This is a genomic window from Streptomyces sp. NPDC048415 (assembly GCF_040651675.1).
Classification (GTDB): domain Bacteria; phylum Actinomycetota; class Actinomycetes; order Streptomycetales; family Streptomycetaceae; genus Streptomyces.
Map to the genome: position 1 here is coordinate 16815 of NZ_JBEZKJ010000077.1, position 24248 is coordinate 41062.

Annotated in this window: 8 protein-coding genes; 6 read left to right on the forward strand and 2 right to left on the reverse strand. The window is 72.2% G+C overall.

The genetic code is table 11. The annotated features are described in order from the left end of the window. Positions 1 to 21: 21 nt before the first annotated feature. From AB0D27_RS34495 to AB0D27_RS34515, 5 genes are all read left to right on the forward strand, one after another. Positions 22 to 8670 (forward strand): beta-ketoacyl synthase N-terminal-like domain-containing protein, encoded by an 8649-nt coding sequence (locus AB0D27_RS34495; protein WP_362516506.1) that lies wholly within the window; start codon positions 22 to 24, stop codon positions 8668 to 8670. Then, positions 8670 to 14081 (forward strand): beta-ketoacyl synthase N-terminal-like domain-containing protein, encoded by a 5412-nt coding sequence (locus AB0D27_RS34500; RefSeq protein WP_362516508.1) that lies wholly within the window; start codon positions 8670 to 8672, stop codon positions 14079 to 14081. Before AB0D27_RS34495 ends, AB0D27_RS34500 begins: the two co-directional genes overlap by 1 nt. Positions 14082 to 14161: 80 nt before the next feature. Beyond that, positions 14162 to 15829, forward strand: coding sequence for an FAD-dependent oxidoreductase (locus AB0D27_RS34505; RefSeq protein WP_362516510.1), 1668 nt, complete (start codon positions 14162 to 14164; stop codon positions 15827 to 15829). A 14-nt stretch (positions 15830 to 15843) separates the two neighbouring features. Continuing rightward, entirely contained in the window at positions 15844 to 17724 is a 1881-nt protein-coding gene (locus tag AB0D27_RS34510) for a hypothetical protein (RefSeq protein WP_362516512.1), read from the forward strand. A 285-nt stretch (positions 17725 to 18009) separates the two neighbouring features. Beyond that, positions 18010 to 18699: a TetR family transcriptional regulator gene (locus AB0D27_RS34515; protein WP_362516514.1), complete on the forward strand. Its 690-nt coding sequence runs from the start codon at positions 18010 to 18012 to the stop codon at positions 18697 to 18699. Positions 18700 to 19735: 1036 nt separating this feature from the next. Here AB0D27_RS34515 and AB0D27_RS34520 read toward each other — a convergent pair. Further along, positions 19736 to 21484 (reverse strand): MFS transporter, encoded by a 1749-nt coding sequence (locus AB0D27_RS34520; protein ID WP_362516515.1) that lies wholly within the window; start codon positions 21482 to 21484, stop codon positions 19736 to 19738. A gap of 357 nt (positions 21485 to 21841) precedes the next feature. Next, a complete protein-coding gene (locus tag AB0D27_RS34525; RefSeq protein WP_362516517.1) occupies positions 21842 to 22444 on the reverse strand; it encodes a TetR/AcrR family transcriptional regulator in 603 nt (200 codons plus the stop codon). 410 nt (positions 22445 to 22854) lie between these two features. On the opposite strand from AB0D27_RS34525, the gene AB0D27_RS34530 reads away from it, so the two are divergent. Further along, positions 22855 to 24248 (forward strand): 2-oxoacid:acceptor oxidoreductase subunit alpha (locus tag AB0D27_RS34530; protein ID WP_362516518.1); only part of this gene is annotated, 1394 nt, incomplete at its 3' end.

The window sequence follows — 24248 nt, forward strand, 5'->3', positions numbered from 1 at the left end:
CGCACTCCTGGAGGGGGATCCATGCCCGCCCGCAACGGAATCACCATCGATCCGGCCATAGCCCTCGTCGGCATCGGGTGCCGTTATCCGGGCGGGGTGGTCGATCCCCAGTCCTTCTGGCACGTCCTGCGGGACGGCGTCGACGTGATCGGGGAGATCCCCCCGGAGCGCTGGGGCCCGGAGTACGTCAGTGAGGACGGGGCCGCACCGGGCACCGGCTACTGCCGTTACGCGGGCGTGCTGCCGGGGCTCGACCAGTTCGACGCCGACTTCTTCGGCATCTCGTTCCGCGAGGCACGTGAGATGGACCCGCAACAGCGGCTCCTGCTCGAGGTCTCCTGGGAGGCCCTGGAGCACGCCGGGCTCACCAAGCCCCAGCTCGCGGGCTCCCGCACCGGCGTCTTCTTCGGCATGCTCGGCATGGACTACACGCTGCTGCACTCCAAGACGCGCGGTGTGAAGGGCATCGACCCGTACTACGCGAGCGGCAAGGAGTTCAGCTTCGCGCCCGGCCGGGTCGCCTACACCCTGGGACTGCACGGGCCGGCGCTCGCCGTGAACACCGCGTGCTCCTCGTCCCTGGTGGCCGTGCACCTGGCCTGCCGCGCGCTGGCCAGCGGCGAGGCCGACGCGGCGCTCGCGGGCGGCGTCAACGTCCTCGCCGCACCTGAGCTGTCCATCTTCATGAGCAAGGTGCAGGCCCTGTCGCCCACCGGGCGGTGCAAGCCGTTCGCGGCCGACGCGGACGGCATCGTCCGCGGCGAGGGCTGCGGTGTCGTCGTACTGAAGCGGCTCGACGACGCGCTCGCCGACGGCGACCAGGTACTCGCGGTCATCCGGGGCAGCGCCTTCAACCACGACGGCCGCAGCGCGGGCCTCACGGTCCCCAACGCTTCGGCGCAGGAAGCCCTGTTGCGAGAGGCGCTGCGGCGGGCGGACGCCACCCCGGACGAGGTCGCGTTCGTCGAGACGCACGGCACCGGTACGCCGCTCGGGGACCCGATCGAGGCCTTCGCGCTGTCGGAGGTCTTCGGGCCCGGCAGGGACCCCGGGCGCACACTCCACATCGGCTCGCACAAGGCCAACTTCGGGCACACGGACGCCGCCGCCGGTGTCGCCGCCCTGATCAAGACCGTACTGACCGCACGGCACCGGGTGGTACCGCCCCAGCTGCACCTCGGCACGCCCAACCCCGCCATCCCCTGGGCCGACGGGCCGCTGAGCATCTCGGCCGAGGCCACGCCGCTGGAGGCGACCGAGGACACCCTCTACGGCGTGAGCGCCTTCGGCCTCAGCGGCACCAACGCCCATCTGCTGCTGTCCGCGCCCGCCGAACCGGCGCCCGAGCCGAGCGCGCCGCCCGCGCAGGACGCCCCGCGGGTGCTGCTGCTGTCCGGCTCCACCGAGGCCGCCCTCCAGGAACGCGCACGCGATCTGGCGGGCGCCCTGGACGGGGAGCGTCCGCTGGCCGACGTCCTGCACACCGCGGCGCTGCGGCGCACTCACCACGAGGCGCGTGCCACCGTGATCGGCGCCGACGCCGAGGAGTTGCGCGCCTCGCTGCGGGAACTCGCCGAGGGCAACCCCGACGAGCGCACCGTCACCGGCACCGCCGAGCCCCGGCGGCGCCACCGGACCGTCTTCGTCTTCTCCGGGCAGGGCTCGCAGTGGCGCGGCATGGGCCTGGACCTGTGGGAGCGCGAGCCGGTCGCCGCGGCCAGCCTGGAGCGCAGCGACGCGGTGCTGCGCGAGGCGGGCCTGCCCGGCCTGCGGGAATTGCTCGGCGACAGCGACCTCGCCGCCACCGAGCTGGCGCAACCCGCCGTGGTGGCCCTTCAGTTGGCTCTTGCCGAGGTCTGGCGCTCCCGCGGTGTGGAGCCGTCCAAGGTCATCGGGCACAGCCTCGGTGAGATCTCCGCAGCCTGCTTCACCGGCGCCCTCGACCTGCCCACGGCGCTCGACCTCGCCGTGCGGCGCGGGCGCGTCATGGCCGCCGCCGCGGGCACCGGGCGGATGCTCGCGGTGGCCCTGCCCGAGGAGGAAGCGGTCCAGGCCGCCGCCGGAACCGGGCGCGCCGTCACGGTCGCCACCGTCAACGGGCCCGCCTCGACGGTGCTCGCCGGCTCCGAGGACGATCTGACCGCGATCGCCTCGCTGCTGCGCGAACGCTCGGTCAACGCCCGCTTCGTACCTGGCGACTACGCGTTCCACAGTCCGGCGATGGCACCCTTCGCCGAGGAACTCCGCGCGGAACTGGGCGACTTGGCGCCGGCCGACCGGCCGGACGCTTTCGTGTCCACCGTCTGGCCCGACGAGCAGCCGGCCACGCTGGACGCCGCGTACTGGGCCGCCAATGTACTGCGCCCCGTCCGGTTCTGGCCCGCCGTGCGCGATCTGCTGCAGGACATGGGCGCCGACTTCATCGAGATCGGCCCGCATCCCACGCTGGTGCGCCCGCTGACCGACGCCCTCAAGTCGCTGCGGCGCCAGGGCGTCGCGGTCGGCTCCCTGCGCCGGGACGCGGACGGGCCCGCGACGCTGCTCTCCTCGCTCGCCGCCCTGCACTGCGCGGGCGCCGACGTGCACTGGGCCGACCTGGTGCCGGGCCGGCTCACGGAGCTGCCCCGCCATCCGTGGCAGCACGAGTCGTTCTGGCTGCCCGAGGTGACCCCGGGCACGCAGTACGCCCCCGGGGCGGTGCCCGGCGCGCAGGTCGCGCCCGCACGGCTCGCCGTGCAGCTGCTCGACCCGTCGGGCAAGCCGCTCGGGCCCGCGCAGCAGCTCGAACTGAGCGGCGGCACACCCACGACTCCGCCGGAGCCGCTCGGCTCCGGCGGTGAATCCCCGGTCACGGCCCCGACCCCCGACGGGGCCGGCCGGGAAGCCGCCTCGTCCGCCACCGTCCCGTTCCATCCCCCTGCGGGGACGGTGGCGGACGGGACCGGATCCGCCGCGAGCAGCACGGCGGCGGACACCACCGACGCGGCGAGCGCCGATCGCGAGCGCAGGTCGCTGATGCGGCTGATGTCCGAGGTGCTGGCGGAGACCCTCGGCCAGGATCCGGGGCGGCGCATCCCGCCCCGGCGCGGCTTCGCCGACCTCGGTCTGGACTCACTGAGCATCGTGGAGTTCGTGGACCGCCTCGGTCTGCGGCTCGGTCTGGACATCCCGCTGTCCACCCCCTTCGAACGCCCCTGCCTGGACGAGCTGGTCGACCATCTGCTGCCGCGGGTGACGGCACGGAAGGCGCCGCAGGCATCGGCCCAGGAACAGACGCGGGCCGTGGCACCGGCCGCCGAGGACTCCCCCGCCGACGACCCGATCGTCGTGGTCGGCATGAGCTGCCGCTTCCCCGGGAGTCCCTCGGTGCGGGACTACTGGCAGCTCCTGCTCGACGGCCGCGAGGTCATCCGCGACGTGCCCTCGGACCGCTGGGACGGTCAGGCGTTCCTGTCCGACGGACCGTGGACGCCCGGCACCATCACCTCGCTGCGGGGCGGCTACCTTGACGACGTACGCAGCTTCGACGCGGCCTTCTTCCGCATCTCGCCCCGCGAGGCACGCAGCCTCGATCCGCAGCACCGGCTCTTCCTCGAAGTCGCCTACGAGGCCCTGGAGGACGCCGGAGCGACCAGGGACCGGCTGCGCGGCTCGGCGACCGGCGTCTTCGTCGGCATGAACAGCTCGGACCACGCCCAGCACATCGGCAGCCACCTCCAGGACGTGGACCTCTACTACGGCACCGGCAACTCCTTCGCCGGGGCGTCTGGACGGCTGTCCTACTTCCTGGGCCTGACCGGGCCCAGCATGGCCGTGGACACCGCCTGCTCGTCGTCGCTGACCGCCGTGCACCTGGCCATGCGGAGCCTGCGCGAGGGCGAGAGCGACCTCGCCGTGGCCGGTGGCGTCAACGTGATCCTCAGTCCGGTGATCCCGGTGGCGGTCTCGGCCGGCGGCGCGCTCTCCCCCAGCGGCCACTGCCGTACGTTCGACGAGGCGGCCGACGGCTATCTGCGCGGCGAGGGGTCCGGAGCGGTCGTACTGAAGCGGCTGTCGACCGCGCTCGCCGACGGTGACCGGATCTACGCCGTGCTGCCCGGCAGCGCGGTGAACCAGGACGGGGCCAGCAGCGGACTGACCGTGCCGAACGGCACGGCTCAGCGGGCGCTGATCGAACAGGCCCTGGCGCAGGCCGGGTTGAACGGCCGTGACGTCGGTTACGCGGAGGCGCACGGCACCGGCACCCCGCTCGGCGACCCTATCGAACTGCGCGCGCTCGCCCAGGCGCTGCGGCCCGAGGGGCCCGACGGAGCCCCGCTCCTCGTCGGCTCCGCGAAGCCCAACATCGGCCATCTGGAAGCCTCGGCCGGCATGGCGGGGCTGATCAAGGCGGTCCTGTCGGTGCACCACGGGCGGATCGCCCCGCACATCGGCGTGACCACCGCACCGACCAGTCAAGTCGCCTGGGAGCGGCTCGGGTTGGCGATCGCCGAGGGCGCCGAGCAGTGGCCCGAGGACGGGCGGCGGCGGATCGCGGGCGTCAGTTCCTTCGGCTTCACCGGCACCAACGCGCACGTCCTGGTGGCGCAGGCCCCGGACGCCGGGGAGCCGAACGGCGAGCCTCCGGCGCGCTTCGCGCTGGCGCTGTCCGCCGCGCAGGAGTCGGCCCTGCCCGACGCCGCGAAGCAGTACCTCGCGTTGCTGGAGTCGGGCGACGCGACGACGCTCGCCGATCTGGCGTACACGGCGTCCGCGCGCCGCAGTCACCTCGACCACCGGGCCGTAGTGGTCGGCGAGGACGTCGTCGGCGTCCGCTCGGCTCTGCGCGCCCTGGCCAAGGGCGAGCAGCATCCCCACGTCCTGTCCGGGACGGCCGAGTTGGAGCGCTCCTGCGTCTTCGTCTTCTCCGGGTTCGGCTCCCAGTGGGCCGGAATGGGACGCCAACTCCTGCAGAGCGAGCCGGTGTTCCGGGAGGCGGTGCTGGCCTGCGAGGAAGAGATGCGGAAGTGGATCGCCTGGTCCCCGCTGGCCTCGCTGCGCGGTGAGCCGGACAGCCGCCCCTTCGACGAGGGCATCCCGCAGGAGCTGATCTTCGCCGTCCAGGTCGGCCTGGTCGAGCTGTGGCGCAGCTGGGGTGTGGTGCCGGAGGCGGTCGTCGGGCACAGCATGGGCGAGGTCGCCGCCGCCTGGGCCGCCGGGGCGCTGACCCTGGCGCAGGCCGCGGAGATCCTGTGCCTGCGCTCACGGCTGTTGGACACGCTGGTCGGCACCGGCGGGTCGATCGTCGTGGGGCTGCCCCGCGAGGAGCTCGCGCCGTATCTGGTCCTGTACGAGGACAAGTTGGGCGTCGCCACGATCAACGGCCCGCGCACCACGGTCGTCGCCGGTGACGTGGACGCCCTGGAGGAGCTGACCGAGGAGCTGACCGAGGCGAATGTGTTCGTCCGCCGGGTCAAGGTGCCGGTGGCGCCGCACTCGCCGCTGATGGAACCGCTGCGCGAGCGGCTGGTGTCGGGCCTGGCCCACCTGGTGCCGTGCGAAGCCCGGATCCCGATCTACTCCTCCGTGGCCGGCGGCGAGGTGGCGGGCTCCGCGCTCACCGCGGCGTACTGGGGCCGTAATCTGCGCGACACCGTGCTCTTCCAGGACGCGGTGAGCGCGGTCGAGGACCCGGGCGACCGGGTGTTCGTCGAGGTGTCCCCGCATCCGGTGCTGGTCTCCGGCACCGAGGAGTCGCTGACGGCCGCCGGAGTGGAACGTCCGGTGGTGCTGCCCTCGCTGGTCCGCGACGAGGACGAGGTGGGCACCCTGCTCACCGGTCTGGGCACGCTGCACGCGCAGGGCGCCCCGGTCGACTGGGCGGCGTTCGCCGGACCCGGGCGTGCCGTGGTCGATGTGCCCGGCTATCCGTGGCAGCGCAAGGAGCACTGGCTGCCGGACACCCCCGTGGACCGCGCCGCCGGTTCGGGCGCCCTCGTCGGCGCGCCGGTGCGGCCGACGACCACCCCGTGGACGGCGCTCCTTCCGGTGACGGTCGACGGCACCCGCAGCCCCTGGCAGACGAGCGGCTCCGGATCCCGTACGACGGTGTCGGCGCCCGCGCTCCTGGAGGCCGCCCTCGCCGGCGCCGCGGCGACCGGCTCCCCGGCCCCGGCGCTCGACGACGTACGGTTCGCCGCCGCGCCCCGCGCGGACGAGGAGGGCCGGGCCGATCTGCAGGCCGTGGTCGACACCCGGCAGGGCACGGTCGTCCTGCGCTCGCTGTCCGGGGACGGCGGCGCGGGCGGGAGCGTCGCGCTGAGCGCGTCGACCGACCCGTCGCCCCGGCCCGCTTCGGACGCCCTCGACCTCGGCCGGCCGGCCGACGACGAGCCCCTCCGGGCCACGCTGGCCGACCGCTTCCCGGCGCTCGGGGTGCGGTCGGCCGGCAGTGGCCGGGGTACCGCGGACGTCATCGTGGAACTGCCCGACGGGGCTTCCCGGCACCGGTTGCCCGCCGAACTGCTGCGCCTGGCCCTGCACTTGGTGGCGGACGGCGCGCGGACCGGTGCGCAAGCACCGGAGGCCGAACCGCTGCCCGCCGTCATCGGCTCGGTCCGCGTCAGGGCGGCCGTGGAGGGCACCGTACGCGTGCTGCGGGGGCCGGTCCGCGCGGGTGCGGACGGGCGGCCTGAGGCCGACGTGAGCGTGCTCGACGCGGCGGGGCGCGCGGTGGTGGAGCTGACCGGGCTGCGCCTGGCCGCCGACCCCGAACCGGCCTGCGCGGACGCGGACCGGGAGCGGATCGCGAACCTGCTGTACCGGATGGTGTGGCACCCCGCCGGCCAGCGCCCGGCCGGCCGGGACGGTACGCAGGCCGCGCCCGCGACACGCTGGCTGGTCTGCGGTGACACCGACCATCTGGCAGGCACCGTGGCCGACGGGCTGCGGGCGGCGGGCTGCGAGGTGCGCCGGGTGCGCTCGGTGGACGTACCGGGTGGTGAGGGTCTCGTTCTCGACCCGGCCGACCGGGAGGCCTGGCAGACGCTGCTCGCGGTGCACGCCAACGAGGCGACCACCGGTATCTGCGATCTGTGGCCCCTTGAGGACCTCGACTCGCGCCCCGAGGGATGGCGCGTGACCACCGCGCTCACCGGCGCGCTCGCGGGCGCCGAGGGCACGGTGCCCCGGCTGTGGCTGGTCACCCGGCACGCCCTGCTGCCGACCGGTCACGAGGGCTTCCCCGACGGCAACCAGGGCGCCCACGCCGGACTCGGCCGCACCCTGGCGATGACCCGCCCCGAGGCGTGGGGCGGCCATGTCGACCTGAGCCGGGGCAGCGCGGAGGAGTTGCGCGCCCTGGTGACGCGGCTGCTGTGCGCACCGGGCGACGAGCACATCCGCGTCGAGCACTCCTCGGTCCAGGTCGGCTCGCTGGTCCGGGCCGACGCGCCGGACCGGCCCGGACGCCGGGCGCTGTCCGCCGAGCGCTGGCATCTGGTGACCGGCGCGGGCGGCGCGCTGGTGCCGCCCGTGGTGGACTGGCTGGTCGGCGCGGGCGCCCGGCGGATCGTGCTCGCCGACACGGAACCCGCGCGCGGCGAGCGCCTGCCCGTCGAGGACCGGATCGCCGGCTGGCGCGCGACGGGCGCCGAGGTCCGCACGGTGCGCACCCGGGGCTCGCGGGACGAACTGGCCGCCCTGGTCGAGCAGTTGCGCGCCGACACCGGTATCGCGGGGGTGGTGTGCGCGGCGGCTCCGGAGCTGGCGACCCCGCTGGAGGAGACCACGGAGGCCGCGTTGCGGGCGGAGTGGAACCGCGCCGAGACGGCCGAACTCCTGCACCGCCTGACCGCCAAGGATCCGGTGAGCCTCTTCGTCCTGCTGGGTTCGGTGCCGGGCACCTGGGGCGGCGCCGTCACGGGCGCGGCCGCACCGTCCGACTGGGCCCTTCGGGCGCTGGCCGCGCGACGCAGGGCCGGCGGGCTGCCGGTGGCGCATCTGGAGCTGATGCCGCTCGAAGGCGGGCAGCTCCTCGACGAACGGACGACTTTACTGCTCAAGTCGAGCGGGGTCGCCCCGCTGCGGGAGCGGGACCTGGTCGCCGCCCTCGACCTGCTGGCCTGGGACCACACCGTGCACGCGTGTGTGGCGGACGTGGACTGGGAGGTGTTCGGCAGCGCGCTCGCCGACGCCCCGCACCGGGAGCTGTTCCGTACGGTCCTCGGGGCGGCGAAGCAGAGCGGCGGCACCGAGTTCGTGGCCGGGCTCAGCGGGCTCGACCCGGTGCAGCGCCGGGACCGGATGCTCGACTGGGTGTGCGGACAGGTGGCCGCGGTGCTCGGTCTGCCGGAGGACGACCTCCAGGCCGACCAGGGCTTCTTCGAGCTCGGCATGGACTCGGTGATGTCGCTGACGCTGCGGCTGCGGCTGTCGCGGGAGCTGGAGACCGAGCTGTCCTCGACGGTCGCCTTCGAGCACCCGACCGCGCTGGCGCTCACCACGCATCTGCTGGAGCAGCTCGGCCATCCGGGCACCGGCGCCGAGAGCGGCACCGCCGATCCGGTCGAAGGTGGCGAGGCCGGGCCCGAGCCCGCCGACGACCTGGACGACCTCGACGACGACGAACTGCTACGCCAGTTGGAGGCGGAGATGTCCGACTCACGGGCGCTTGGATTTGAGGAGAACTGATGACGAAGAGCCAAGCCGAGCAGCCGAGCCAGGAGGTCCTCCGCGGTCGGCTCAAGGACTCCCTCGGCACGATCCGCAGTCTGCGCGCGCGGGTCCAGGAGCTCCAACAGCCCCAGCCACTGGCGGTGATCGGTCTCTCCTGCCGGCTGCCGGGCGGCGCCACGCCCGAGGAGTTCTGGCAGTCCTTGGCCGACGGCCGCGACTCGACGTCCCAGTTCCCCGAGGAGCGGCACTCCGTCGCCGGTTTCTACAACCCGGACCCCGATCACCCGGGCACCGCCTACACCCTCGCGGGGAACTTCCTCGACGGGCCTGTGGACACCTTCGACCCGACCGTCTTCGGCATCTCGCCGCGTGAGGCGGCGGGCATGGACCCGCAGCAGCGGCTGGTGCTCGAACTGGCCTGGGAGGCCATGGAGAACGCCTGCCTGCCGCCGAGCGAACTGGAGGGCAGCCGGGTCGGTGTCTTCCTCGGTGCCAGTACGAGCGACTACGTCCGGATGCGGCAGCAGAACGGTTCGATGGCGGACGTCGACGCCTATCAGCTGATCGGCGAGCCGAGCTTCCTGGCGGGCCGGATCTCGTACACCTTCGGGTTCCAGGGCCCCAGCATGGTGATCGACACGGCGTGCTCGTCCTCGCTGGTGGCGCTCGAGCAGGCCGTCCTGTCGCTGCGGTCCGGTGCCTGTGACATGGCGCTGGTCGGCGGGGTGAACCTGATGCTGTCCCCGTACGGCTTCGTCCTGGTCAGCAAGTTGCGGGCGCTGTCACCCGACGGACGCTGCAAGACCTTCGACGCCTCCGCGGACGGATACGCGCGCGGGGAGGGCGGCGCGCTGTTCGTGCTGAAGCGGCTGGGCGAGGCCGAGGCGGCCGGGGACCGGGTCCTCGCGGTGGTGCGGGGCGTGGCGACCGAGCACGACGGGCGCAGCAGCGGCCTTACGGTGCCCAACCCCGCCGCGCAGCAGAACGTCATCACCTCCGCGCTCAAGGACGCCGGGGTCTCCCCCGCCGACCTCACCTATGTCGAGGCGCACGGCACCGGCACCCAGCTCGGCGACCCGATCGAGCTGAAGGCCCTGAACGCGGTCACCAGCACCGGCCGCCCGGCCGAGCGGCCGCTGCTGGTCGGCTCGGTGAAGACCAACATCGGTCATCTGGAGCCGGCCGCCGGGGCGGCGGGCCTGCTGAAGGTCGTCCTCGCCCTCCAGCACGACACGCTTCCCAAGCATCTGCACCTCGAACACCCCAACCCCCAAGTCCCCTGGGATGCCATCAACTTGAAGGTCACCAGCGAGGAGACCCGCTGGCCGGACGGGCTGAGGATCGCCGGGGTGAGCAGCTTCGGCGCCAGCGGCACCAACGCGCACACCGTGCTCGCCGAGGCACCGCAGCCCGCCCCCCGCGAGGGCACCCCGCGCGAGGTCGGCCTGCTCACCCTCAGTGCCAACAGCCCCGAGGCGCTGCGCGCGATGGCGAGCGTGTACGAGAGCCGGGTAGGGGAGGCGGACGCGCGCACCCTGTCGGACATCTGCTACTCGTCGCACATCGGGCGGGCCCGGATGAAGCACGGGCTCAGCGTGACCGGCGACCGCGGGCAACTCGCCGCGGGGCTCGCCGCGTTCGCCGCGGGAGAGCGCGCCGACCAGGTCACCGCGCACGGTCCGACGGGCGCGAAGGCGCGCCGCCTGGGCTGGCTGTTCACCGGCCAGGGCTCGCAGTACGCCGGGATGGCCGCCTCCCTCGCGGCCGCCGAGCCGGTCTTCGCCGACGCCCTCGCCCAGGTGGTCGAGGCCCTCGACCGCCACCTGGACGAGCCGCTCGGCCCCGTCCTGTCCGACACCGATCGCATCAACCGCACCGGCTTCACCCAGCCCGCCCTGTTCGCGGTGGAGTACGCGCTGGCGAGGATGTGGGAGGCGTGGGGCATCCGGCCGACCGCGCTGATCGGGCACTCTCTGGGCGAGATCACCGCGGCGGCCGTCGCCGGTGTGCACTCGCTCGACGACGCCGCCCGGCTGGTCACGGCCCGCGCCCGGCTGATGGAGGCGCTGCCCTCGGGCGGGGTGATGGAGACCCTGGTCTGCGACGAGGAGACCGTGCGCGAGGCGATCGCCGAGGCCGGTCCGGTGCCGCGAGTGGCGGTCGCGGCGGTCAACGGGCCTACGGACGTGGTCCTTTCGGGTCCCGAGGAGGAGGTCGCCAAGGTGGTCGACGTCCTGGCCGGGCGTGGTGTCAAGCATCGCCGGCTCGTCGTCTCGCACGCCTTCCACTCCCCGCTGATGGCCCCGATGATCGACGAATTCCGCACGGTCACCGAGACGTTGACGTTCCATCAGCCGAAGTACCCGATCATCTCCAACGTCACGGGTCGCGAGTGGGGGCCCGAACAGCTGCGCCCCGCCTACTGGTCCGAGCACGTGCTCGCGCCGGTGCGGTTCTACGCGGGCGTCACCACGCTGTACGAGACGGGCTGCCGCACCTTCCTGGAGCTCGGCCCCGCGCCGGTGCTCCTCGGACTCGGCGCCCGCTGCCTGCCCGAGGACGGCGTCGGCTGGATCCCCTCGCTGCGCCGGGACCGCGAGGACGCGCACATCGTGGGCCAGGCCCTGGGCGCGCTGCACCACCGCGGTGTACCGGTCGACTGGAACGCGGTGCACCGGGCCGAGAAGCCGCGGCGCACCTCACTGCCCAGCTACCCCTGGCAGCGCGAGCGATACTGGTTCAACGACGACGCGCCGGGCGGCGCACCGGAGTTCGCGGCCGACGACGCGCCAGGGGCGCTCTTCGAGGGCCATCTGCTCTCCGGCGCGCCCGCCTTCTCCCCCTCGCTCGACGAGCTGTCCGAGGTGTTCGTGCAGACCGGGCCCGACGGCCGCCGGTCCGTGTCGGCGGGCGGCTTCTGCAACTGGGCGCTGGCCGGCGCCGCGAAGCTGCCCGGCGCGCAGCCCCGGCTCGTGGACCGCTTCGTGGTGGGCGAGCCGCTGCTCCTGGACCCCGAGCACCGGCCGGCCCGGATACGGGTCTACGTCCTGCCCCAGGACGAAGAGGGCCGCTCACTGTTCCTGTGCTTCTCCCGGCACGGCGTGGACTCCGCCGAGAGCGGCAGCTGGCGGCTGCACGCCCGCGGCGTCCTGGTGCGCCGCCCCACCGACACCCGGCATGCCGGCGGCGACTTGGAGGCCGTACGGGCCCGGTGCGTGCCGGTCGACCCGGCCGACATCACGGTGCCCGGCTGGGCCGAGCCGGTCCTCACCGAGGTCTACCAAGGGCCCGGCGAGGTGCTCGCCGAGGTCAACCGCGCCGCCGAGAGGCTGCCCCGGGGCGCCCTGCTCGACCTGACGCTGGGACTGCTGCGCCAGTCGGAGAAGGCCCCGCTGCCCGGCGCGGCGCCCACGCCCACGAAGGTGCCCGAGGGCACGCGTCGCTACATCCACGGCTGGCTGGACCCGGCCGAGGAGGACGGCGAACTCCGCGGCGGCCTGGAGATCCTGGGCTCCGACGGCAGCGTGCTGATCATGATGCGCGATGTCCATCTCCGGTCCTCGAGCCGGCCCGCGCAGGACGTGCCGCGCAGTGCGCGGGAGGAGACCGTGTGGGAACAGGTCTGGCGTCCGGCCGACACGGACGCGTTCGGCGAGCGGAGCCTGCGCGAGGAACGGGTGCTGCTGGTCGGCTCGGGCGGTGCAGACACGGGGCTTGTGGAGGCCGTGGTCAAGCAACTGACGCTGCGCGGAGCGGTGGTGAGCCAGGCCGAGCCGCACGCGGACGCGGTCCTGCGGGCCCTGGACGCGGGCCGGCCGTACGGGCATCTCGTGCTGCTGAGCGGCCTGGAGCTGCCGGTGGCCGGGTACGACGCCGAGTCCGTGGGACAGGCCAGGGCCGAGGCGGAGCACGTCTTCCTGGCCGCCACCCGGCAGCTGGCCGTCGAGGAGGCCGCCACCCAGCTGTGGGTGGTGACCCGCGGCGCCCAGTGGACCGGCCCCGAGCAGCGCGAGATCTGCCTGCCCGCTGCCCCGCTGTGGGGACTGGGCAAGGTGGCCGCCCTGGAGCACCCCGAGCTGTGGGGCGGCCTCCTCGACCTGGATCCGCAGGGCGAGACCGACGAGGCGGAGCGGATCGCCGACCTCCTCGCGACCCGTGGCGCCGAGGACCTCACGGCCCGGCGCGGCGGCACCGTCCTGGTCCCCCGGCTGGTGGCGGCCGGTTCCGCCGACGAGGCGGCGGAGCGTCCGTCGCCGCAGCTCAGCGACCTCGGCAGCTATCTCGTCACCGGCGGTCTGGGCAGCCTCGGCCTGCTGATCGGCGAGTGGCTCGCCCGCTGCGGCGCGGGCACCGTCGTTCTGGCCGGCCGGACCGGTCTGCCGCACCGTGCCGCCTGGGACGACCCGCACCACGACGACACGACCGCCGCCAGGATCGCCGGGGTCCGCCGGATCGAGGCCCAGGGCGCGGATGTACGGGTGGTGGCGCTGGACGCCGCCGACGAGACGGCGCTGCGCTCACTGACCGACCAACTCGGCCTGTCCGGGCGGCCGTTGCGCGGCGTGGTGCACGCCGCGGGCCTGTCGGAGCCGCAGTTCCTGCGGGAGAGCGACCCGGACACCTACGACCGGTGCCTGCACGCGAAGGTGGACGGCACCTGGGCGCTGCACAACGCCACCGTCGACCAGGACCTGGACCTGTTCGTCTCCTTCTCCTCGATCGCCTCCGTCTGGGGCTCGCAGCACCTGGCGGGCTACTCGGCGGCCAACGCCTTCCTGGACTCCTTCGCGTACTACCGGCAGTTGAAGGGCCTGGCCGCAACGACGGTCAGCTGGGGGCCGTGGGCGGCTCAGTCGGGGCTCGCGGACGACTCGGTCATGGCGTTCCTGCGCTCCATCGGGCTGCACCAGCTCAACCCCGACCACGCGCTGGAACTGCTCGGCGAGGCCGTGGTCGAGGGCATCGCCCACCGCACGGTCTGCTCGGCGGACTGGGCGCTGTTCCGGGACCTGATGGAGGCGCGGCGGGAGCGGCCCATCCTCAGCGAGATCCGCAGCGCACCCCCCGCCGGCCTGACCGGAGCCGGCGAACTGGGCGCGCTGACCGCCCGGTTGATCGGGCTCGGCCGCACCGAACGTCTCGCCGAGCTCAACGAGTACATCCGCGTCCAGCTCTCCGAGATCCTGCGGCTGGAGCTGGACACCCTCACCGAGGACACCCGGCTCGCCGACATGGGCCTGGACAGTCTCATGGTGATGGAGCTGATCAGCCGCTGCCGGGACGACCTGGGCCTGGAGATCAACAGCCGTGACTTCTTCGCCTGCCCCGGCATCCACTGGGGCTCCTTCCTCCACGAGCTGATCGAGGAGAGGTACCCGGCGACCACCGACGCGGCCGGCCCCGAGCGGCCGGCGGACAAGGCATGACCGCAAGGAAACCAGGCACGACCGCCCCACACGGGTCCCAGGTCCACCACTCCGCCCCGACCTCTGGAGGAACGAGCATCATGCAACCGCTGCCCGCGTCCGGCTCGCCCGACAAGGCCGTCCACGACGTCGCCATCCTGGGCGCCGGAATCGCCGGCTCCATCCTCGCGGCCATCCTGAGCCGCAACGGGGTGAAGACGGTCCTGATCGACGCCGGCACCCACCCGCGCTTCGCGGTGGGCGAGTCCACCATTCCGTACACCTCCGTGATGCTGCGGATTCTCGCCGCGCGCTACGGGGTGCCGGAGATCGCGCATCTGAGCCACTTCTCCACGATGCGCTCCAAGGTGTCCTCGAACTCCGGCCAGAAGCGCAACTTCGGCTTCGTCTACCACCGCGAGGGCGAGGCCCAAGTCGCCGAGGAGATCAACCAGTTCGTGATCCCGGTGGCGCTGTCCACCGAGTCGCACATGTTCCGCCAGGACGTCGACGCCTACATGTTCAACGTCGCGGTGCGCTACGGCGCCGTACCACGGCTCGGCACCCGGGTCTCGGACGTCGAGGTGGACGGCGCCGGGGTCACGCTCGCCGTGGAGAACGGGCCCGCCATCCGCGCCCGGTACGTCGTCGACGCGGGCGGCCACAACTCCCCGCTGGCCAAGAAGTTCAAGCTGCGCGACGACGTGCCGCAGCAGCGCACGCACTCGCGGACCCTCTTCACCCACATGATCGGGGTACGGCCGTACGACGACTGCCCGGCCGGGCGCAAGCACGACAACCCGAGCCCCTGGCACCAGGGCACGCTGCACCACGTCTTCGACGGCGGCTGGGTGTGGGTCATCCCGTTCGACAACCACCGGGGTGCCACCAACCGGCTGTGCAGCGTCGGGCTGACCCTGGACCCGCGCAAGCACCCGAAGACGGACCTGCCGCCGGAGCAGGAGTTCGCCCAGTTCCTGGAGCGGTTCCCGGACGTGGCCCCGCAGTTCAAGCACGCCAAGGCCGCCCGCCCCTGGGTGTCCACCGGGCGGCTGCAGTACTCCTCCCACCAGGTCGTCGGCGACCGTTTCTGCCTGACCTCGCATGCCGCGGGCTTCGTGGACGCGCTGTACTCGCGCGGTCTGACCAACACCACCGACGTCGTCAATTCGCTGGCCTGGCGGCTGATCGAGGCGGCCAAGGACGACGACTTCTCCGCCGAGCGGTTCGGGCACATCGAGACACTGCAGCAGGGGCTCGTCCGCGCGCACGACGAGGTGGTGGCGTCCTCCTTCACCTCGTTCCGGGACTACGGAATGTGGAACGCCACGTTTCGTATGTGGGCGCTGGGTACCGTGCTCGGCACGCTCAACGCTCAGGACGCCCTCGTACGGTTCCAGCGGTCCAAGGACCCGTTGATCTGGCGTGAGTTGGAGGCGCAGCCGCATCCCGGCGCCCTGTTCCCGGCGAGCGTCGGCTTCAACAAGATCACCGATGCCGCGTGGGCCGCCTGCCGGGACGTCGAGGCCGGGTTGATGTCACCCGACCGGGCCACGGGCGAGCTGTTCGACCTGTTGCAGGACGACGGCTACGCGCCGCCGCCGTTCGGTCTGCACGACCCGGCGAACCGCTTCTACAACCCGAACCCGGCCCGCATGATCCGCACCATGCACTGGGCCAAGCGCGGATCGGCCGCCGCGGACACCGGCCCCGTGGTGGCCGGTGCGCTCGGCGGCTTCCTGCGCTCCCGCTTCCGCAGGCACTCATGAGGGAGGACGGGCCCATGCCCCACCACACACACCCGGAACGACCACCCACCGACGTACCGGGCCGCCCGGCGGGCCCCCACTGGGCGGAGGGCGCCGAATCGGTGACGGCGGCCGAGTCGGCCCTACCGTACGAGCCCCCGGCCGAGGGCACCCCGACGGCCGGAGCCGGCCCGGCGCCTGAGCCGGCCGCCGGGGCCGCCCGGGCCGCAGCGCCGGCGGCCGACTCCACCCCGCCCCTCGAGTCGCCCGGCGACTCGGCGCCCAGGCGCCCGGGAAGCCCGGCGCGCCACACCGTCGCCGTGCTCGGTGCCCACCTCGGCGGCGGCATGCTCGCCGCGATCTTGGCGCGCGCCGGGATCGACGTGGTGCTCGTGGACTCGCCGCACGACGCCACCACCCCGGCCGGCGAGACGACGGTTCCTTACACCGCGGAGGTCTTCGAACTGCTCGCGCGCCGCTACGGCGTACCGGAGCTGTCCGCGCTCGGGCACTTCGGGCAGCTGCCCGCCGAGGTGCGCAGGACGTCCGGGGTCAAGTCGAGCATCGGCTTCGTGTACGCGCGCCCCGGCGCCCCCGTACGACCGCACCAGGTGGTGCAGTTCAACGTGCCCAGCGAGCACGGCGAGTCGCACCTGTACCGGCCCGACGTCGACGCCTGGGTGCACCAGCTCGCCGTGCGCTACGGCGCCAAGGTGCCACAGGGCCGCCCGGCGTTCACCGAGGTACACGGCGAGGCGGGCGACTTCACCATCGAGCTGACGGACGGCAGCAGCGTCGGGGCGGCGTTCGTGGTCGACATGTCCGGACCCGACGCGCCGATGCTGCGACGCCTCGGTCCCGATCCGGCCCTGCGCCCGCTGCGGCACTCCTCGCGCGTGCTGACCGCACACCTGCGGGGCGTACGGCCGCTGGAGCGGCGGGTGGACCCCGGCAAGGGCGGCACCCCGTGGACGGGCGGCACGACCCAGGTGGTCTTCCCCGGCGGCTGGATCCAGCTCGTTCCGTTCGGCGACCAGCGCACCGGCGAGACCTCACTGACCAGCGTGGCGGTGAGCCTCGACGCCAAGATCTGGCCGCAGCGCTCGGCGTCGCCGGAGGACGACTTCCAGCAGCTGGTGCGCCAATTCCCGGATCTGGAGTGGCAGTTCGCCCACGCCACCACGGTCCGGGCTTGGACGGGTTCGGAGCCCTGGCAGTACGGCGCCAACGCCGCCGCCGGCGACGGCTTCGTCGTACTCGAACGCTCCGCCGTACGCTGCGACTTCACGCTCTCCCGGGATGTCACCCTGACCGCGGAGCTGGTCCACGAGGCGGCGGCACACCTCATCTCCGCGGCGGACAGCGGCGATTGGTCGGTGGAGCGCTTCCGCCCCCTCGAGGCTTTCCAGGCGTCCCTGATCGAGCACGGCGACCGGCTGCTGCGTACGGCGCTGACGGCCACCACCGACTTCCGGCTCTGGAACGCCTTCTGCCGGGTCTGGCTGCTGCATTCCATGTTCGCCGCGCTGTCCCTCAAACGGGCTCGCAACGACGCCTTGGCCGCGCCCGGACGGCCGGACCAGTGGCGGGAGTTGGAGCGCCACCGGGGCGCGGGGCTGTGGTTCCCCGTCTACCCGGGCTTCGTGGCGCTGTTCGACGACATGGACCAGCTGGTTCGGCGGGTGGCTGACAACCGGCTGGCGCCGGGTGCCGCGGCCGAGCGGATTTTCGGCCAGTTGCGGAAGGCGTCCTTCGTTCCGCCGCTCTTCGCCTTCGGCGATCCGACCGACCGCTACTACAACTTCACCCCGCTCAAACGGGTCAAGGTGATGCTGTGGGCCAAGCGCCGGGCACCGTACATGGTTCAACGGGTTCTCACCCGAGGGGCCACTGTGCTGCCCGACGTCGAGCGTTAGACAGTCAACTCACAGGGAACTGAGAGGATTCGGGCAAGGGAACCGCCGCCCCGCAGAAGCTCGCCCGCGCGGGCCCGGGACGGCGGTTCCTTGTCGCGTGGGCGCGAAGAGGGCCCGCCAGGCCCGGGCGGCTGATCGAATCCGGCCAGCCACCGCAGCGGTTGACGAGGGGGCCTCGACACCGGCGCGTACTGCCGGAATGCTCCCTACCGGGGAGTCTTCGCATGTGGGATGCTGATATCGTCGATTTCCTGCACGCATGAATTAATACCCGAAGGGGGACTGGTGAGCACCGGAAACGGGATCCCCCGTGCCCAGCAGACGGACGCGGAGCCGGGCGTCGCCGCCCGCCGCCGCCGGTCGCCTTCACGCGGCGGCGGCCGACGCCCGGGACAGAGCAGCACCAAGGAGCAGATCCTCACCGCCGCGCTCGAACTCTTCGCGGCCAAGGGCTACTCGGGCACCACGATGCGCGGTATCGCCCAGCAGGCGCGGGTCGACCCGGCACTCATCCACCACTTCTTCAGCAACAAGGAGGGCGTGTTCCAGGACGCGGTCGCGTCCCGGATCGATGTGTCGGCCCTCTTCGACTCCCTGACGGACGCCGACGCCGAGCCGGTCCTGGAGCGTCGGGGCGAGCGCGTCGCGCGCACGTTCCTGTCGTTCTGGGAGGACGAGTCCACCAGGCCCGCGCTGATCGCCGTCTACCGGACCGGACTGTCGGACGAGGCGACCGCGAAGACCTTCCGGGACCAGATCGAGGACAGCTTCGCGGCCTGCGTCCGGCGGATCATCCCCGAGGAGAGCGACCACACGTCGGCCATCGCGTCACTGGTGTCCGCGCAGCTCGCCGGCCTGGTGATGCTGCGGTACGTCCTCCAGATGGAACCGCTCGCCTCCCTCGACTTCGAGGAACTCATCGAGTGGTTCGTACCCGCCCTCGAAGTGCACTTCGACCGGCTCTCCCACGGGTAGCGGACGCTCCGGGGCGGCAGCCGTCTCGGAGCGCGTGTGCGCCAGCACGAAGACGCCCCGCCCGGCCGCTGCCGCCGCCGCCAGTCCGGCCAGGACGGCGGGAACTCCTCCGGTGTAGCGGTCGCCTTGGACGACGACGCCGATGACCACGGCGAACACGGGATTGATCAGGGTGAGGGTGGCGAGCGGGGCCTCCAGGCCGCCGCGGTAGGCGAGTTGGCACAGGGCGAGGCCCGCGACCGCCAGACAGATCACGCCGGCCGTGAGCAGGAGGGCCGACACCGGCAGCCGTATCGCGCCGTCGCCCGTCAGCTTCAGCACCGCGGTCTGGGTCAGCGCCGAGGCGGCACCGAAGGCGACGCCGGCGGCAACCGCGTACCACAGACTGGTGGTCATTCCGCGCCGGCCCATGGCGGCGGCCACCGTGGAGATCCCGAGTACCGCGACGGTCAGGGCGACGACGGCCGCCGTCTGCGACGGGGCGAGCGTCCGGCTCGCCTGGGCGGACCGCGTCAGGTAGAGCAGTCCGGCGACACCGGCGACGGTGAGGGCGATGCCGGAGCACTGGGTGACGCTCATACGGCGCCGCAGCACGGCGGCGGCCAACGGGGGCGCGGCCACCAGCGTGAACACGCCGAGCATCTGCACGGCGACGAGCGAGCCGAAGCGCAAGGCCGCCGTGTGCAGCGCCGCGCCCAACAGGTTGAGCAGCAACGACATCCACCACGTCGCGCCGCCCAGCACCCCACGGCGCCCCCGCTCACTCACCGCCGAGGCCACCGCCCGCTGCGCCACCGCCGCACCGGCATACGCCAGGGCCGAGGCCACGCCGAGCGTGAGAACCGACCACACGGTTCGTCCTTTCACCGCTGAGGGCACGGGTGTTGGGGGGCAGGTACCGAAAGGGATGGAAGGACCGGGGCGCACCTTCCCCGGCCCCGGCCCTCGTTCCTCGTTCCTCGTTCTCTGGTTCCTCGTTCTCTGGTTCCTCGCGATGTACGCGGTGCTGTCAGCGGATACCGGCGTACGGGCCCGGTCAGGCGCCCCCGGGCACGTCCTGGACGTCCTCGGGGCGGATCTTCGGCAGGGCGAGGACCAGCAGGCAGGACAGGCCGAAGCAGCCGATCTGCCAGTAGACGACCTGTTCGAAGCTGTCGCCGAAGTTGGCCTTGCGCGCCTCGGGCACGGCCTTGCTGAGCACCGCGGCCTGCACCTTCGCCTTGGCCTGGGCCGGCACGGGCGCGTTCGCCATCTGCTTCTCGATGGCGGCGCAGCTCGCCGGTGTCGCGGTCAGGTCCTTCTGGTTCATCTTGTCGTGGAAGCAGGTCTGGAATCCGCTGGTGACCTGCGCCTGTTGTGCCTCGGACAGACCGGCCGCCGCGAGATCGCCGCGCAGCTCCGGCACCGCCGTCCGGCTGGCTCCGTCGGCGTTCGAGCCGAGCAGTCCGTAGAAGAGGATGCCCGCGATCGCGATGCCGATGGCGATGCCTACCTGCTGCACGGTGGCAAGCATCCCGGACGCCGAACCGGCCTCACGGGAGCGGATGCCGGCCAGGATGATCCCGGTGCACGGAGCGAGGAAGAAGCCACCGCCGAGCCCGGCGACCATCAGCGAGGGGACCAACTGGTAGCCGTGCAGGTCCGATCCGGCCCAGTGCAGGGTGCCGATGACGCCGGACATGCCGACCAGCAGCAGCCCGGTGCCGACCGCGAGGGTCTTGGTGCCCAGCCGCTTGACCACGGCAGCCGAGCGTGCGGAGCCGACCGCGATGAGCGCGGCGAAGCCGAGGCTGACCAGGCCCGCGGAGATCGGCGTGTAGCCGAAGCCGATCTGCAGGCTCATGAAGAAGACCATGAAGAACGACGGGATGCCGGCGAAGAACACCACGCTGATCAGGAGCCCGACGGTGAACGAGCGCTCCTTGAACAGCCCGCTCGGCACCAGCGGTGATTTGTCGGCCAGCTTCGACAGCTTGTTCTCGTACACGAAGAACTCGGCAAGCACCAGCGGACTCAGTACGAGGAGCACGAGGCTCCAGGCCGGCCAGTCGTGTTCACGACCGATGACCAGCGGCAGGATCAGACTGAACAGCCCTGCACTGAGGATGACCGCACCGGTGACGTCGAGCCGTCGCGCGCCGTCCGCCGAGGACTCGGGGATCTTGGCGAGGCCGAGCAGCAGGGCGATCAGACCGACCGGCAGGTTGACGTAGAAGATCGCCCGCCAGTCGGTGTTCATGATGTTCAGCTGGATCAGCCAGCCGCCGAGCACCGGCCCGAGCACCGTACCGAGGCCGATCGAAGCGCCGTACATGGCAAGGGCCTTGGGGCGTTCCTTCGCCGAGAAGGTGACCTGGATGATCGACAGCACCTGGGGGAACATCAGGCCGGAGCACATGCCCTGGAGCACCCGGGACGCGATCAGGAAGGTCGAACTGGGGGCCGCGCCGCACAGCGCCGAGGCGAGCGTGAAGCCCAGCATGCCGATCAGGAAGACCTTGCGGCGGCCGTAGATGTCACCGAGCCGGCCGCCGGTCACCAGGACACACGCGAAGGCGAGCGAGTAGACGGCGACGACCAGCTGGATCTCGGCGAAGGTCGAGCCGAGGTCGCTCTGCAGTGAGGGCAGGGCGACCATCGTGATCGTGGTGTCCAGCATCTGCATGAAGATGGCGGACAGCGTGACGGCGAGGATCACCCAGCGCGCGGGGTTCGCGACGGCGCCCGGGCCGGGCGAGCTACCTGGCGGGGCTGCCGCCTTCACGCCCATGTCAATCGATTCCATGTTCCCTCCTTGGGTACGCCGTCCGCTGACAGCACCCGCGAGTTATTCATTCTCCAATGAAGTCTACGAGTACTGAATTACAACCGCAAGCGAGATGGCCATGTTCCGGACAGCACGGCTCGGCCCAACGTCACTGCGAGCGCGCCCTGTTGACGTGCGCCGACGCCTGCGGGAAGGTCAGAAATACCTACATCCGCGGCAGTTCCGGATCACGCGGGAGCGGCCGAGTCCGATGCCCCGGCGAACACAGAGGAGCCACCGAGTCAACGGCTGCTGAACCGCCGGGCGTTGAGGGGCCCAGGGGCACGGACACGGGAAGGGGTACGCCGGTGTCACCCTCGGCGTCACGAGCGACAGTCACTCACCGGTGCCGGCATCGGTGGCACGAGTTCCAGCGGGACCGGCCGGCCCGGCGTCAAGAAGCGCGGCCACCGCCGGCGCGAGCGCGCGGACCAGTTCAGTGGAGTCGTCGCCTTTCGTGAACTCGACGGGAAGCAAGCCCATGTGGCGGGATGTCATGACGCCCACGAGCAGACTGCTGATGAGCGCGAGCCTGATCTCGTCGGCCTCGGCGATGCCCTCGGGGACCAGCGACTGGCTCAACCGTTCCCTCGCCGCCGGCAGATCGAGCGCGGAACGCAGCACACCGAGGATGCGCCGTCGCTGCACCGGGTCACCCCAGTCGGTCACCGCATGCCGCAGCAGCCACTCCGCCGCGTCCGGGTCACCTCGCCCGATCGCCTCCCGGAACACCCCGGCGGGCCGGACCGTCTCCGCGACGACGGCGTCGTAGAGCGCCTCTTTGGACGCGAAGTAGTGCCCGATCAGGGCGGGATCGCAGCCCGCGTCCGCGGCGACGGCACGGAGTGAGGTGTTGCGGTAGCCGAGTTCGGCGAAGAGATCCGCGGCGGAGCGCATGATGGCCTGGCGGGTATCGGGCGTGCCTCTAGTTTCGGCCACGGCGGCACTTCCTCTCGATCACGAGTCCCCCCGAAGGACGTGCTTACCGCCCGGCCTCCGCACGGGTGTCCGCGACGACGGGACAGCGTGGCGCCGAGCCCACAGCAATTCACGAGGTCATGAAGTCTACACTCAGTGACTTCTTGGGTCAAAGCTTTCCGCTTGCACCAGAACATTCCCAACCCCCAAGCACCATAAGGGGGTTGGCAACGTACCAGCGCGGGCGAGCGGCTTCCCGTCGGCACGCCGAGGCGAGCCGGCACCGGCCCGCCCACATAATTCAACGCCCATTGAAATTCCTCCGCGGTCCCCCTACGCTCACAGCGGGCGCCCAACCCTCGTTCAGTGAGACGGCTCTGCGGGTGCATGCCCGCGCACGCGCATTCCGCCCCAGGGAGAGGCACTTGCAGGTGACGAAACAGACCGATCGGCTCGACCGCGTCATCATTCGGTTCTCGGGTGACTCGGGCGACGGCATGCAGCTCACGGGTGACCTGTTCACCTCACAGACGGCGTCCTTCGGCAATGACCTGGCGACGCTGCCGAACTTCCCCGCCGAGATCCGCGCCCCCGCAGGCACCCTGCCGGGCGTGTCCAGCTTCCAGCTGCATTTCGCGGACCACGACATCCTCACCCCCGGCGACGCGCCGAACGTCCTGGTCGCCATGAACCCCGCCGCGCTGAAGGCGAACATCGCCGATGTCCCGCGCGGCGGTGAACTCATCGTCAACACGGACGAGTTCACCAAACGGGCGATGCAGAAGGTCGGCTACGAGACGAGCCCGCTGGAGGACGGTTCACTGGACGGCTATCACGTCCACCCGGTCCCCCTGAACACCCTCACCGTGGCGGCGCTCGCCGACTTCGGGCTGGCGCGCAAGGACGCGGACCGCTGCAAGAACATGTTCGCGCTGGGTCTGCTGTCGTGGATGTACCACCGGCCGACCGAGGGCACCGAGAAGTTCCTGAAGACCAAGTTCGCGAAGAAGCCCGACATCGCCGCCGCCAACATCGCCGCGTTCCGCGCGGGCTGGAACTTCGGCGAGACCACCGAGGACTTCGCGGTCTCCTACGAGGTCGCACCGGCCTCCAAGACCTTCCCGACCGGCACCTACCGGAACATCTCCGGGAACCTGGCCCTGTCCTACGGCCTGATCGCCGCCTCCCAGCGGGCCGACCTGCCGCTCTTCCTCGGCTCGTACCCGATCACGCCGGCCTCCGACATCCTGCACGAGCTGAGCCGGCACAAGAACTTCGGTGTGCGCACCTTCCAGGCCGAGGACGAGATCGCCGCAGTCGGAGCGGCGCTCGGCGCGGCGTTCGGCGGCTCGCTCGCCGTCACCACGACGTCCGGCCCCGGCATCCTGCTCAAGGCGGAGACCGTCGGTCTGGCGGTGAGTCTCGAACTGCCGTTGGTGGTCATCGACATCCAGCGCGGCGGTCCCTCGACCGGCCTGCCCACCAAGACCGAGCAGGCCGACCTGCTCCAGGCCATGTACGGCCGCAACGGCGAGGCCCCCGTGCCGATCGTGGCCCCCAAGACATCCGCCGACTGCTTCGACGCGGCCCTGGAAGCGGCCCGGATCGCGCTCACCTACCGCACCCCCGTCTTCCTCCTCTCCGACGGCTATCTGGCCAACGGCAGCGAGCCGTGGCGCATCCCGGAGACCGACGACCTCCCCGATCTGCGCGTCCAGTTCGCCCAGGGACCCAATCACGTGCTGGACGACGGCACCGAAGTCTTCTGGCCCTACAAACGCGACCCCCAGACCCTCGCCCGCCCCTGGGCGATCCCGGGCACCCC